Genomic DNA, 13,615 nt, shown 5'->3' with positions numbered 1-13,615 from the left:
TCGAGGTGGGACAATGGGCGGACGCATCCTTGCATGAGGCAAAGCCCATGGACGATGGCCCGACGCTTCCCCACGTCGTGATCCTCGGCGGCGGCTTCGGCGGCCTGGCCACCGCCCGCGGCCTCGCCGGTGCGCCCGTGCGCGTCACCCTGATCGATCGGCGCAACCACCATCTGTTCCAGCCGCTGCTCTACCAGGTCGCCACCGCGGGGCTCTCTGCGCCCTCGATCGCGGCGCCCTTGCGGCAGATCCTGCGCAAGCAGGACAACGTGACCGTACTGCTGGACGAGGCGCTGGACGTGGACCTCACGGCGCGCCGCGTGCGCTTCGTCCACGAGACGCTGGACTACGACTTCCTGGTCGTCGCCACCGGCGCCACCCACGCCTATTTCGGCCACGACGCGTGGGCGCGCTGGGCACCCGGCCTGAAGACGCTGGACGATGCCTTCGCGATCCGCCGCCGCGTGTTGCTCGCCTTCGAGCGGGCCGAGCGCGAGGACGACCTGGCCGAGCGCCGCGCCTGGCTGAACTTCGTCGTGGTCGGCGGCGGCCCGACCGGCGTGGAGCTGGCCGGCACGCTGGCCGAGATCGCCCGCCACACGCTGCCGCGCGAGTTCCGCCGCAGCACGCCGCACAGTGCGCGCGTTGTGCTGGTCGAGGCCGGTCCGCGGTTGCTGGCGGCGTTCGATCCGGCACTGTCGGCCAAGGCGCACCACCAGCTCGAGCGCCTTGGCGTGGAAGTGCGCACCGGCACCGCGGTGACCGCCATCGACGGCGCCGGCGTGTGCCTGCAGGATACGCCGCTGGCCGCCCGTACCGTGCTGTGGGCGGCCGGCGTGGCCGCCTCGCCGCTGGGCCGCCGCCTTGGCACCCCCGTCGATCGCGCCGGCCGCGTACGCGTCGCGGCCGACCTCAGCCTGCCCTCCCATCCGGACGTATTCGTGATCGGCGACCTGGCCTGCGTCGAGCGCGCGGACGGTTCGCTGGTGCCGGGCGTGGCACCGGCAGCGAAGCAGATGGGCCACCACGTCGCGCGGTGCATCCGCGCGCGCGTCGACGCCGAGTCGACGCCCGCTCCGTTTCACTACCGCGACCAGGGTGCGCTCGCCACCATCGGGCGCATGGCCGCGGTGGCACAATTCGGGCGGCTGCGGCTCTCCGGCCCGCCGGCGTGGTGGGTCTGGCTCGTCGCCCACATCTACTTCCTGATCGGCTTCCGCAACCGGCTGGTGGTGCTGCTGGACTGGGCCTGGGCCTACTGGACCTACGAGCGCCACGCCCGCATCGTCACCGGTGCCGACGCGGACGACGTGCCCACCGCGGACGAACGCCCCTCCGACATCCCCTGACACCCGGACCCCATCGTGCCCTCCCAACTCGAACAACTGCGCCAATACACCACCGTCGTCGCCGACACCGGCGACGTCGATGCGATCGCCCGGTGGCGTCCGGTCGACGCCACCACCAACCCGTCGCTGCTGCTCAAGGTGGTCACGCAGAGCAGTTTCGCCCCACTGCTGGAGGAGTCGCTGGCATGGGCGCGGGCCAAAAGCCATTCGCGCGAACAGCAGCTGGTCGATGCCGGCGACCACCTCGCGGTGGCGGTCGGGCGCAAGATCCTGGAGCTGGTCCCCGGCCGTGTCTCCACTGAAGTGGATGCGCGGCTGTCGTTCGACTCCGACGCCAGCATCGCCAAGGCCGAGCGGCTGATCGGGCTGTACGAGGACGCCGGCATCAAGCGCGACCGCGTGCTGATCAAGCTGGCCTCGACCTGGGAGGGCGTGCGCGCCGCGCGCGAACTGGAGCGGCGCGGCATCCAGTGCAACATGACCCTGCTGTTCGCGTTCGAACAGGCGGTGGCCAGTGCCGAGGTGGGCGTGTTCCTGATCTCGCCGTTCGTGGGCCGCATCATGGACTGGTACGTGGCCAACACCGGGGTCAAGCAGTACGCGCCGGACGAAGACCCGGGCGTGCAGTCGGTGCGGCGCATCTACCACTACTACAAGACCCACGGCTACGAGACCGTGGTGATGGGCGCGAGCTTCCGCAACGTCGGCCAGATCCAGGCCCTGGCCGGCTGCGACCGCCTGACCATCAGTCCCGACCTGATGGCGGAACTCGATGGATCGGATGAGCCGCTGCCGCGCCGCATGGCCGACGATGGCACCCGCACGGAACGTCCCCCGGCCGTCGACGAGGCGCGCTTCCGCTGGGGCATGAACGAGGATGCGATGGCCAGCGACAAACTGGCCGAAGGCATCCGCAAGTTCGCGGCCGACCAGCGGCAGCTGGAAAAGCTGTTGGCCGAGCGGCTCTGACGCGCCTTGCTCCCCCTCCCGCCAGGGAGAGGGCCGGGCAAGGGGCCGGGACTCGCAGGGATCCCGGCAAGAACGCCATCCTGCTGTCGCCATTGCGGGAGCCCGCCGCGACCTGGCTCGGGTGCGGGCTTCCGATCGCCGGCCGGCGCTCGGGCACCTTAAGAAACGGCTTGGCCTTGCTTGGTCAGTCGTTCCCAGCCCCATCGCTGATGGCCGGCTGTGCAGGAACGCAAAAAAAAAGCGGCCACGAGGGCCGCTTTTTCGTTTGCCGTGACGGCATTTGTCAGAACAGGGCGCGCATCTTCTTCATCGCATTCGCCTCGACCTGACGGATGCGTTCGGCCGAAACACCGTACTCGTCGGCCAGATCCTGCAGCGTGGCCTTGTCCTCGTTGAGCCAGCGGCGCTGGATGATGTCGCGCGAGCGTTCGTCCAGCTTGGCCAGTGCGCTGGAGAGCGTCTCCAGCTGGTTGTCGGCCTGGTCGGCGTCGGACACGTTGTCGTACGGATCGGCGCCGTCGTCGACCAGGAAGGCCGCCGGTGCCGGCTTGGCATCGTCGTCCGCGTCGGCAGGCGCTTCGAAGCCGATGTCGCGGCCGGACAGGCGCGATTCCATCTCGCGCACGGTCGCCTCCGGCACGCCCAGGTCACGGGCCACGACGCGCACTTCCTCGGCGTTCATCCAGCCCAGGCGCTTCTTGCTCTTGCGCAGGTTGAAGAACAGCTTGCGCTGCGCCTTGGTGGTGGCGACCTTGACGATGCGCCAGTTGCGCAGGATGAACTCGTGCATCTCGGCGCGAATCCAGTGCACCGCGAAGCTGACAAGGCGCACGCCCTGGTCCGGGTCGAAGCGCTTGACCGCCTTCATCAGGCCGATGTTGCCTTCCTGGATCAGGTCGCCCAGCTGCAGGCCGTAGCCCGAGTAGCCACGGGCCACGTGCACCACGAAACGCAGGTGCGACATCACCAGCTTCCTGGCCGAACCCAGGTCGTCTTCTTCGTTGAAGCGGCGCGCCAGCGCCTGCTCCTCGTCATGGCTGAGCACCGGGATGCGGTGCACGGCGGAAATATAGGCGTCCAGACTGCCAACGACGCTGGGGATCGGCAGGTTGGCGGTCACCAAGGCTTGGGACATGTGGAACCTCCGGCAAGTAAATCGCAGCTTAGCACTCCGGTATTGAGAGTGCTAAAAGGCTGAAAAGTTCGCTGCGAGATTTAATGTACCGAATCGTACAGCAATGCGGGCGGCATCGCCAGCCCTCGTCGTCCGGCCATCGGGCCATTGTTCACATGGGCGATCTAACGCTTGTGAACCGGCGGCGTCGGCGTGGCGCCAGGGGTATCCGCCCGGCGGTAGGACTGTGGCGGCGCCATTCGACCGCGGGGTTCCAGGAATGTCCTCGGCGCGGAGGTCAGCCGCCGCTCCCCGGAAGACGCGTACCGCGCATACGTCTGCCGCGAGATCCGGTTGTCCGCGTACGCGTACTGGCTGAAATGCATTCGCATGTCCTGCAGGCCGTCGGGAAGCTCCGAACGGCTGAGCACGCCGTCGTGGTTGGCATCGACCTGCTCGAACGACGGAAGTTGCAGGCGAGAGCCGACCTCATCGGCTGCCGCACTGGCCACCGGCATCGCAGCGGCCGCGAAAATCACCAGGAAACCGATCGGCTTGCACATGACGTACTCCTTGTCGTGTCACTTCGATCGACACTTCCACGCCAGTCCTACAGCGTCAAGCAGCGAGCCGTGAACGCGGCGGCAGCGACCAATCGACCGGAGCCTGGCCGCGGCTTTCCAGGTAACGGTTGGCGGCCGAGAAATGGCCGTTGCCGATGAAGCCACGATGGGCCGACAGCGGCGAGGGATGCACCGAGCTCAGCACCAGGTGGCGACTCGGGTCGACCAGTCGGCCCTTGCGCTGGGCATAGGCACCCCAGAGCATGAACACCAGCCCCTCGCGTTCGCGGTCGAGCGCCGCGATGGCGGCATCGGTGAAGCCTTCCCAGCCCTTGTTCTGGTGCGCGCCGGCGCGGCCCTGCTCGACCGTCATCACGCTGTTGAGCAGCAGCACGCCCTGGTCGGCCCACGGCGTAAGGCAGCCGTGGTCGGGGCGCGGGATGCCAAGGTCGCGCGCAATCTCGGCAAAGATGTTGTTGAGCGAAGGCGGCACCGGCACGCCGGGCCGCACCGAGAAACACAATCCATGTGCCTGGCCGGGGCCGTGGTAGGGATCCTGGCCCAGGATCACCACGCGCACCTTGTCGAAGGGCGTATGCGCGAAGGCGTTGAAGATCTCCGGCCCGGGCGGATAGAGCACCTTGCCGGCTCGCTTTTCGGTGCGCAGGAAATCCGCCAGCGCGCGCATGTCCGGTCGTTCCAGGTAATCGCCCAGGCGCGCCTTCCAGGAAGGCTCCAGGCGGACGCGTTCGGCTTCTTCGGTGTCGCTCACGCGCCTTGGGTTCGCTGGCGCAGGTGCCGGGCCACCCGCAACTGGAACAACAGCTTGGTGACCAGCAGCTTTTCCTCGACCGGCTTCTCGACCAGGTCGTTGGCGCCAGCCTTGAGCAACGCGGCCTGGTTGGCCGGGTTCTCGTCGCCGGTCATGACCAGCACCGGCAGCGCGCCCTTGCCGTAGCCGAACTGGCTGCGGATGCGTTCGAGCAGGTCGCCGCCGGTGAGCTCGCCCTTCAGGCTGACGTCGGTGAGCACCACGTCGGCGCCGATCCGGCCTTGCGCGCGATCGGTCTCCAGCATGGCCAGGGCGTCCTCCACGCTGACCACGTGGCGCACGGTCAGGCCGATCTTCTCGAGCATGCGGCGGGTGGCCAGCGCCACTACGCGGCTGTCCTCCACGTACAGCACGGTGCCCTCGGCGGTCGCTTCCGGCCGCACGTAGCCGCGGATGAAATCGGCCAGAGCCTGGAAGCCCAGCGACTTGTCGAAATAATCGGTGACGTCGCCCAGCTCGCGCTTGTGCAGGCGCGCGTCGACATCGCCGGAAACCACCACGATCGGCACATAGGCCTGGGCCGATTCGCGCACGTGGCGCGCCAGTTCCAGGCCATCCATGTCGGGCAGGCGCAATGCGATGGTGATGAAGTCGAACGGGCCCCGCTCGATCAGTTCGCGCGCGTCGGCGCCGCTACCGCAATCGACCAGTTCGGCTTCCGGCAATTCGGCCTTGAGCACGCGCGTGATCAGCTGGCGCACCACCTTGGAGCCGTCCACCACCAGCACCCGCGGAGCGGTGCCGGCGCTGCGGCTGCCAACGTCTGCATTCATGCCCCACCCATCCACATCCGAACCCCGTGTACGCCCCGCGCGCACCCGGGGCTATCTTGCACCATCACGCCTCGCACGGGTTGCGAAGGCGGTCACTAAGGGAACCTAGGCGGCCTTGCGCAACTGCCGCGCGCTGACCAGCCGTGCGCCGATCCAGCCCAGCACGGCAGACGCCAGCGGTACGGCCAGCAGCAGCCACCACGGCAGCGCGCCAAGGCTGAGGCTGCCCCCGTAGGCGCGGTCCAGTTCCGCCGCCGGGCCAGCCAGCGCCAGTTCGATCGCCAGCGCCAGCAACGAGGCCAGCACGCCGCCGAACAGGCCATACCAAATACCCGCGTACAGATACGGCCGGCGCACGAAGGCGCGGCTGGCGCCCAGCAGCATCTGCACGCCGATCTCCTCGCGCCGGCCGGCGATGTCGGTGCGGACGGTGTTGCCGACCACCAGCAGCGCGGCCAGCGCGAGCAAGGCGGCCAGCACGAGCACCACGCGATGGCCGACGTCCAGCAGCGCATCGAGCCGCTGCCGCCACTGGCCGCTGTCCTGCACCAGGTCGACCGCGCGTTCACCGCGCAGCGCTTCGACCAGCGCGCCCACCGCGGCCGCGTCGAGCCCGGCCCTGGGCTGCACCACCAGCACCCACGGCAGCGGATTGGCCTCGTCGAGCGCGTGCACGGCACCGGAAAAACCCTGCAGGGTGGCCAGTTCATCCAGGCCCTGCTGCGGCGACTTGACGGTCACTGCCGTCACGTCGGCGCGGCCGCGCAGTTCGCCGGCCAGCAGATTGGCCTGCGCACCGGCCTGGTCGGTCTTCAGGAACACGCTGATCGCCGGGTTCTGGCCAAGCGCGCCGCCTATCGATTGCACGTTGGCCAGCAGCAGGTAGAACGCGAGCGGCAGCGCCAGCGCCAGGCCAAGGACGGCCACGGTCATCAGCGTGCCGAGCGGGCGGCCACCGAGCCGGCGCAGGCTCGCCGCCGCGCTCCAGCCGTGGTGCTCGCGCCAGCCGGCGAAACGGCGGGACTGGCTGCGTTCGCTGCGCGGCGCGGCCTTTTCCGTAGCGGCAGGGGCGTTCACAGCACCTCCTCGCCCGGGATGTCGGCCACCAGCCGGCCGTGGTCGAGCACCACCACGCGCTTGTGCATGCGCTTGATCAGGGGAAGGTCGTGGCTGGCGATCAGCACGGTGGTGCCGATGTCCTGGAATTCGGCGAACAGGCCCATGATCTCCACTGCCAGTTGGGGGTCGAGGTTGCCGGTCGGTTCGTCGGCGATCAGCACCGCCGGGCGCGCCACGATGGCGCGGGCGATGCCTACGCGCTGCTGTTCGCCGGTGGAAAGCGAGTCGGGCAGCTGCCGCTCGTAGGAAAGCAGGCCGACCTTTTCCAGTGCGGCGCGCACGCGGCGGGTGCGTTCGGCGGGCGCGATGCCGCCGATGAGCAGCGGCAGCTCCACGTTGGAGAACACCGTGCGGTCCATCAGCAGGCGATGGTCCTGGAACACCATGCCCAGCCGGCGCCGCAACTTCGGGATGCCACCGCGACCGACCTTGGCCAGGGCCTGGCCGTCGACCACGATCTGCCCGTGAGAGGGCCGCTCGATCAGCGCGATCAGCTTGAGCAGCGTGCTCTTGCCGGCGCCGGAATGGCCGGTGACGAAGGCCATCTCGCCGGCCGCCACCTCGAAGGACAGTTGCGAGAGCGCCTCATGGCCGCCCTCGTAGCGCTTGCTCACCTGGTCGAAGCGGATCACCGCGTGTGGTTCCTTGTCCCGCACCAGGGGCAAAGGATACGGGATGCGCGGGCCGGAAAGGCGGCCCACGAAATGCCCGGGTCCATCGTGGACGATGCCTTTGAAAGCATCGCCCACAAGGGGCCCTGCAGACCCGGCAGGTTCGGTGCGCTCAGCGCCCGGTGAATAGGCGCGTCAGGCGGCGGAAGAAGCTCGGCTTCTTGGAGGCCGCATCGCCCACGCCCGACTGCACCGTCACCTGGCGCGACGGCCGTGACGGGCCCGCGCCACGCTCGCGCGGCGGTTTGCGCTCGCCGTGCGGCGCGCGATTCTCCGCCGCAGCCTGCGGCTGGGTCGCAGCATTCTCGCCGCCCTCGCGGCGGCGGCCGCGTCCACCGCGGCGACGCCGACGCTTGCGCGCGCCCTCCCCATCCACGGCGGGCGCGACGTCCGGTGCCACCGGATCCGCTGCCACCACGCCCGGTTGCGGCTCGGTCGCGAGGGCGACCTCACCTTCGGCGCGCGGCGGACGCGGCGCGCGCGGCGGACGGCCGTCGCGCGAACCACGCTCGCCACCGCGACCACCCTGGCGCGAGCGACCGCCGGACGACTTGCGTTCATCGCCGCGCGGCTCGACCTTGTCGCCGAATTGCGCGCTGTCGGCGGCTGCTTCGGCGGCGAATTGCGGGTCGATCTCACGCGGCCTGGGCATCACCAGCATGTCCGGCTCGACCGTCGCCACCGGAATCTTCTGCCCGATGTAGGTCTCGATATCCGGCAGGCTCATCGCGTACAGGTCGCAGGCGAAGCTGACCGCGTCGCCCTCGGCACCCAGGCGCGCGGTGCGGCCGATGCGGTGCACGTAGTCCTCGGCGTCCTGGGGCAGGTCGTAGTTGAAAACGTGGCTGACCGCCGGGATGTGCAGGCCGCGCGCAGCGACGTCGGTGCACACCAGCATGTCGAGCTGGCCTTCCTGGAAGCGTTGCAGCAGTTTCTGGCGCTTGAGCTGCGGCACGTCCCCGGACAGCGCGCCGACGCGGTAGCCCTGGCGCTTGACCCGCTCGGTGATGCGTTCGGCGGCGGCCTTGGTGTTGACGAAGACGATGCTGCGGCTGGGCTTCTCGCGCTCCAGCAGGTTGAGCAGCAGCGGCATCTTCTCTTCCTTGGCCGGGAAGTAGACGACCTGGCGCACCTTGTCGGCGGTGACGTTGTCGGTCTCCACCACGAGCTTCTCCGCCTCGTGCATGTGCTCGTAGGCCAGTTCAAGCACGCGGTGGCTCAGGGTGGCCGAGTACAGGAGCACCTGGCGCTGCTCGCGCGCCGGCAGGCGGCGGAAGATGAAGCGCACGTCCTTGATGAAGCCGAGGTCGAACATGCGATCGGCCTCGTCGATCACCATCACCTCGACGCCGTTGAAGCCGAACACCTGCTGCTTGTAGTAGTCGAGCAGGCGGCCGGGCGTGGCGATGATGATGTCGCAGCCGTCCTTGAGCTGCTGGCGCTGCTTGTCGTAGTCGACGCCGCCGTAGATCAGCGCGGTCTTGAGGCCCGTGTGGCGGCCGATGCTGCGCGCGTCCTTGTCGATCTGGATCGCGAGCTCGCGGGTCGGCGCGATGATCAGCGCGCGCGGATCGGAATCCTTGCGCTCAGCCACGGCCGGACGGGTCAGCAGGCGGTTCATCAGCGCGACCAGGAAGGCGCAGGTCTTGCCGGTGCCGGTCTGGGCCTGGCCGGCGACGTCGCGGCCGGTCAGCGCGAGCGGCAGGGTCAGCGCCTGGATCGGCGTGCAGCGTGTGAAACCGGCCTCGGCGAGGCCCTGCTGCAGCAGCGGGTGAAGGTCGAAATTGGCGAAAAAGGTGTCGGTCAGTACGGTTTCGGACATGGGTCACTGAGTGGGATGCGGGCGGCGCGAGGCTCGCCCGGCTCCGCCGCCGTGCGGCGCGGAGCGGTTGAAGTTGCGGGGCGGGGCGACCTCGCGTGCATCCTGCCGGTCGCCTCTGTGGGGCCGGTGTGGGCGTGCAACGTCGCTGATCTCCGCCAGTGGAGGGCTTATGACCGACGGCTCCGCTGGCATAGGCGAACGGGCTGGCTTCACAGCCCTCTCGCCTATGACAACGGAACCCTCCGTCGCCGCCCTTGAATCGCTTGAATCGCGACCCGAGTTACGCTGGAATGGAGGCCTGCCGCAATGGCAATCCCGCAGTCTTCCCGTTGGAACCCGCGCAACATGGGCGCCCCAGTGTAGCCGATGCCGGCCGCGCGGTCCTAAAACCCCTTTTTCCACGCAACCATGGAGATCCTGGTGAGCGACCTGATTACCCACGTCAACGACGATGCCTTCCAGAAGGACGTCCTGGAATCCGACACCCCGGTGCTGCTCGACTTCTGGGCCGAATGGTGCGGTCCATGCAAGGCCATCGCGCCGATGCTGGACGAGCTGGCCAGGCAGTACGAAGGCAAGCTGCGCGTCGTCAAGCTCAACATCGACGAGAACCAGAAGACCCCCCGCACCTATGGCGTGCGCGGCATCCCGACCCTGATGGTCTTCAAGCACGGAAAGGTCGAGGCGACCCAGATCGGCGCGGTCAGCAAGGGCCAGCTGTCGCAGATGATCGACAAGGCGCTCTGATCCGCCTTTCCCGCCGCGCGCGCTTTACGGCGCCGCGCGGCGGATGCTAGATTGGCTTTCACGGCCGAAAGGGGCGGTCCGCTTCGCCCCTCCCGCGCGCTCCGCGCGACGCCCGTCCTCCCTCCTGTTTCTTCCAACGGCGCCCCCACGAGGTTTGCCCGTGTCCGATATCGAAACCCAAGACCCTTCCGACGCCAAGCGCGCCGAACCCAAGAGCGCGGACGCGCCGCGCACCCGTGCGCCGCGCAAATCCGCCGCCGAGAAGGCCGCCGCTCCGGCGTCCAGTCCGGCGCCGGCCCAGGCTGCGGCCCCTGCCTCTGCCCCTGCCCCTGCCCCTGCCTCTGCCCCTGCCCCTGCCCCCGCTCCGGCACCTTCGCCCGCTCCGGCGCCCGCACCCGCCCAGGCCAGCCTGCCGATGGACGCTGGCGACAATGCCCAGCGCCCGCCGCAGGAAGCGCGCGAAGGCGGCCAGGGTGGCAACGGCCAGGCCGGCGGCAATGGCAGCAACGAGCGCCGCAACGACCGGAACGAGCGCGACGGCCGCGGTCGCCGCCGCCGCCATGAGCGCGGCCAGCGCCCCCAGGGTGCGCAAGGTGGCGGGCAGAGCGGGGGCCAGGGCGGTGGCCAGGGCGGCAACCAGGGCCAGCCCAACCGTCACAACCCGCGCGGCCTCCCCGAGGACGACGAGAACGCCGACATCGGCAGCAACGACCGGCTGATCAACCTCACCGAGCTCAAGCGCAAGAACGCGATCCAGCTGCTGGAATTCGCCGAGTCGCTGGGCATCCAGGAAGGCGTCGCGCGCGCGCGCAAGCAGGACGTCATCTTCAACATCCTCAAGGCCCACGCCCGCTCCGGCGGCGGCATCTGGGCCGAGGGCGTGCTGGAAATCCTGCAGGACGGCTTCGGTTTCCTGCGCTCGGCCGACGAGTCCTATCTCGCCGGGCCGGACGACATCTACGTCAGTCCGAGCCAGATCCGCCGCTTCAACCTGCGCACCGGCGACTACATCACCGGGCGCGTGCGCCATCCGAAGGAAGGCGAGCGTTACTTCGCGATGCTCAAGGTCGACGACATCAACGGCGATCCGCCGGAGGCGTCGAAGAACAAGATGCTGTTCGAGAACCTGACGCCGCTGTTCCCGCGCAAGGCGTTCCACCTCGAGCGCGGCAACGGCTCCAGCGAGGACATCACCGGCCGCATCCTCGACCTGATCGCACCGATCGGCAAGGGCCAGCGCGGCCTGATCGTCTCCCAGCCGAAGTCGGGCAAGACGATGATGCTGCAGAACATCGCCCAGGCGATCCAGTACAACCACCCCGAATCGCACCTGATCATCCTGCTGGTCGACGAGCGCCCGGAGGAAGTGACCGAGATCGCCCGCACCGTCCGCGCCGAAGTGATCAGCTCGACCTTCGACGAGCCGGCCGCGCGCCACGTGCAGGTCGCCGAGATGGTGATCGAGCGCGCCAAGCGCCTGGTCGAGCACAAGAAGGACGTGATCATCCTGCTCGACTCGATCACCCGCCTGGCCCGCGCCTACAACACCGTGGTGCCGAGCTCCGGCAAGGTGCTCACCGGCGGTGTCGACGCCAACGCGCTGCAGCGCCCGAAGCGCTTCTTCGGCGCCGCGCGCAACGTCGAGGAAGGCGGCTCGCTGACCATCATCGCGACCGCGCTGATCGATACCGGCTCGAAGATGGACGAGGTGATCTACGAGGAGTTCAAGGGCACCGGCAACATGGAAGTGCACCTGTCCCGCCGCATCTCCGAGAAGCGCGTGTATCCGGCCATCGACATCAACCGCTCCGGCACCCGCCGCGAGGACCTGCTGATCGACCCGGACCTGCTCGCCAAGATCTGGATCCTGCGCAAGCTCCTGCATCCGATGGACGAGCTCGCGGCGATGGAGTTCATGCTCGACAAGATGAAGAACACCAAGACCAACGACGAGTTCTTCAATTCGATGAAGCGCTGAGAAAGCGCGTCATCCCAAAGGCCGGCCTCAGGGCCGGCTTTTTTTTGCAGGCGTGCGCGAACCATTGCCCGGGTACGACCGCTGCGACGATTTCGCCACGGCCCATTCCCGTGCGGCGAGGCGCGGGTTCTCCATGCAGAATCGAGCGGACGCTACCTTTCACGGCGGTTATCCAGACCTGGGCGTACACTATTTCGACGTCCACCCCTTTTGGGGGCCGGGCGCAAACCCCATAGTGGCCGCTCCTCCCCGCAAGGCATCGCCCGTGTCCATCCCCAGTGCCGTAAAGAGCACCCCGATCGAAAGCCGCCAGCAGCTGGCGGACTACCTCGCCGCTGGCGAGAAGCCCCGCGAGGACTGGCGGATCGGCACCGAGCACGAGAAGTTCGGCTTCCGCACGGACGACTTGATGCCGCCGACCTTCGAGGGCGAACGCGGCATCCGCGCGTTGCTGGAGGGACTGGCCTCGCGCTACGGCTGGGACATCGCCCGTGAGGGCGAAACGCCGGTGGCCCTCACGCGGGGCAAGGCCAACATCACGCTGGAACCGGCCGGGCAGTTGGAGCTTTCCGGCGCTCCGGTGGAGAACATCCACCAGACCTGTTGCGAGGTGAACGCGCACCTGGAGGAAGTCCGCTCGGTCGCTGACGGGCTGGGCCTGGGCTTCCTCGGGATGGGCTTCCAGCCCAAGTGGCGCCGCGACCAGATGCCCTGGATGCCCAAGGGTCGCTACAAGATCATGCGCGAGTACATGCCCAAGGTCGGCAGCCTCGGTCTGGACATGATGACGCGCACCTGCACGGTGCAGGTCAACCTGGATTTTTCCAGCGAAGCGGACATGGTCAAGAAGTTCCGCGCGAGCCTGGCGTTGCAGCCGATCGCCACCGCGCTGTTCGCCGATTCGCCGTTCACCGAGGGCAAGCCCAACGGCTTCCTCTCCTACCGCTCGCAGGTGTGGACCGACACCGATCCGAACCGCACCGGCATGCTCGACTTCGTGTTCGAGGACGGCTTCGGCTACGAGCGCTACGTCGACTACATCCTCGGCGTGCCGATGTACTTCAGCTATCAGGACGGGCGCTACATCGACCTGGCCGGACAGGACTTCCGCCGCTTTCTCGATGGTCGCCTGGACGCGGTTCCGGGCACGCGCGCGACGATGAAGGATTGGGCCGACCACCTCACTACCGCCTTCCCCGAAGTGCGCCTGAAGCAGTACCTGGAAATGCGCGGTGCCGACGGTGGTCCATGGAACCGCCTGTGCGCGCTGCCCGCGCTATGGGTTGGCCTGCTCTACGACGACGAGGCGCTGGACGCGGCCTGGGAGCTGGTGAAGGACTTCACCATGGAAGAACGCCACGCCCTGCGCGACGGCGTGCCGAGGCAGGCACTGAAGCTGCCGTTCCGCGGCGGCAGCGTGCGGGACCTCGCCGCCGAAACGCTGAAGATCGCCACGCACGGGCTCAAGCGCCGCGCGCGGAAGAACCGCAACGGCGCCGACGAGAGCATCTTCCTCGAACCGATGATCGAGATCGTCGAGGCGAACCAGACGCCGGCCGAGCGAAAGCTCGAGCTGTTCCACGGACCGTGGGGCGGCAGCGTGGACCCGGTGTTCCGCGAGTTCGCTTACTGAGACGAGCTCAACTCCCTCTCTCCGGTAGGAACAGGGAGCCGGAAA

12 protein-coding genes are annotated in these 13,615 nt (G+C 68.5%); 5 read left to right on the top strand and 7 right to left on the bottom strand.

Translation table 11 applies throughout. The features are described from left to right. The first annotated feature begins 47 nt into the window (after nt 1-47). Entirely contained in the window at nt 48-1,349 is a 1,302-nt protein-coding gene (locus LQ772_RS00760; RefSeq protein ID WP_231323084.1) for an NAD(P)/FAD-dependent oxidoreductase, read from the top strand. A gap of 15 nt (nt 1,350-1,364) precedes the next feature. Then, nucleotides 1,365-2,318 carry a transaldolase gene (tal, locus tag LQ772_RS00755; RefSeq protein WP_231323082.1) on the top strand — a complete coding sequence of 318 codons (954 nt, stop codon included), beginning with the start codon at nt 1,365-1,367 and terminating at the stop codon, nt 2,316-2,318. A gap of 283 nt (nt 2,319-2,601) precedes the next feature. Here tal and rpoH read toward each other — a convergent pair whose 3' ends face one another. The 7 genes from rpoH to LQ772_RS00720 all read right to left on the bottom strand — a co-directional run bounded on the left by rpoH (nt 2,602) and on the right by LQ772_RS00720 (nt 9,212). Further along, nucleotides 2,602-3,453 carry an RNA polymerase sigma factor RpoH gene (gene rpoH, locus LQ772_RS00750; RefSeq protein WP_231323080.1) on the bottom strand — a complete coding sequence of 284 codons (852 nt, stop codon included), beginning with the start codon at nt 3,451-3,453 and terminating at the stop codon, nt 2,602-2,604. Between the two features lie 164 nt (nt 3,454-3,617). Then, on the bottom strand, nt 3,618-3,995 hold the full coding sequence (locus tag LQ772_RS00745) for an EF-hand domain-containing protein (protein WP_231323078.1): 378 nt from the start codon (nt 3,993-3,995) through the stop codon (nt 3,618-3,620). 55 nt (nt 3,996-4,050) lie between these two features. Then, a complete protein-coding gene (ung, locus tag LQ772_RS00740; RefSeq protein ID WP_231323076.1) occupies nt 4,051-4,767 on the bottom strand; it encodes a uracil-DNA glycosylase in 717 nt (238 codons plus the stop codon). Next, nucleotides 4,764-5,600: a response regulator gene (locus tag LQ772_RS00735; RefSeq protein WP_231323074.1), complete on the bottom strand. Its 837-nt coding sequence runs from the start codon at nt 5,598-5,600 to the stop codon at nt 4,764-4,766. Before LQ772_RS00735 ends, ung begins: the two co-directional genes overlap by 4 nt. A gap of 105 nt (nt 5,601-5,705) precedes the next feature. Next, a complete protein-coding gene (gene ftsX, locus LQ772_RS00730; RefSeq protein WP_231323072.1) occupies nt 5,706-6,677 on the bottom strand; it encodes a permease-like cell division protein FtsX in 972 nt (323 codons plus the stop codon). After that, complete coding sequence (ftsE, locus tag LQ772_RS00725; RefSeq protein ID WP_231323070.1) at nt 6,674-7,351, bottom strand: cell division ATP-binding protein FtsE; 678 nt, start codon at nt 7,349-7,351, stop codon at nt 6,674-6,676. Before ftsE ends, ftsX begins: the two co-directional genes overlap by 4 nt. Before the next feature lie 151 nt (nt 7,352-7,502). Beyond that, nucleotides 7,503-9,212, bottom strand: a complete 1,710-nt coding sequence (locus LQ772_RS00720) for a DEAD/DEAH box helicase (protein ID WP_231323068.1) — start codon at nt 9,210-9,212, stop codon at nt 7,503-7,505. Nucleotides 9,213-9,632: 420 nt separating this feature from the next. Between LQ772_RS00720 and trxA the strand changes: the two genes are divergently transcribed. The 3 genes from trxA (at nt 9,633) to LQ772_RS00705 (ending at nt 13,570) form a co-directional block, all read left to right on the top strand. After that, on the top strand, nt 9,633-9,959 hold the full coding sequence (gene trxA / locus LQ772_RS00715; RefSeq protein ID WP_231323066.1) for a thioredoxin TrxA: 327 nt from the start codon (nt 9,633-9,635) through the stop codon (nt 9,957-9,959). Between the two features lie 160 nt (nt 9,960-10,119). After that, nucleotides 10,120-11,937 carry a transcription termination factor Rho gene (rho, locus tag LQ772_RS00710; protein WP_231323064.1) on the top strand — a complete coding sequence of 606 codons (1,818 nt, stop codon included), beginning with the start codon at nt 10,120-10,122 and terminating at the stop codon, nt 11,935-11,937. Nucleotides 11,938-12,202: 265 nt separating this feature from the next. After that, complete coding sequence (locus tag LQ772_RS00705) at nt 12,203-13,570, top strand: glutamate--cysteine ligase (RefSeq protein ID WP_231323062.1); 1,368 nt, start codon at nt 12,203-12,205, stop codon at nt 13,568-13,570. The last annotated feature ends 45 nt before the right edge of the window (nt 13,571-13,615 follow it).

This window comes from Frateuria edaphi (genome assembly GCF_021117405.1).
Lineage (GTDB): Bacteria > Pseudomonadota > Gammaproteobacteria > Xanthomonadales > Rhodanobacteraceae > Frateuria_A > Frateuria_A edaphi.
Note: the sequence above shows the minus strand (reverse complement) of the source record. Positions and strands in the feature narration are given on the sequence as shown.

Bases quoted from the DNA above. Each gene is read 5' to 3' on its own strand.
- LQ772_RS00760 (WP_231323084.1), top strand. From the start codon at position 48: ATGGACGATGGCCCGACGCTTCCCCACGTCGTGATCCTCGGCGGCGGC.
- rpoH (WP_231323080.1), bottom strand. From the start codon at position 3,453: ATGTCCCAAGCCTTGGTGACCGCCAACCTGCCGATCCCCAGCGTCGTT.
- LQ772_RS00745 (WP_231323078.1), bottom strand. From the start codon at position 3,995: ATGTGCAAGCCGATCGGTTTCCTGGTGATTTTCGCGGCCGCTGCGATG.
- LQ772_RS00735 (WP_231323074.1), bottom strand. From the start codon at position 5,600: ATGAATGCAGACGTTGGCAGCCGCAGCGCCGGCACCGCTCCGCGGGTG.
- LQ772_RS00720 (WP_231323068.1), bottom strand. From the start codon at position 9,212: ATGTCCGAAACCGTACTGACCGACACCTTTTTCGCCAATTTCGACCTT.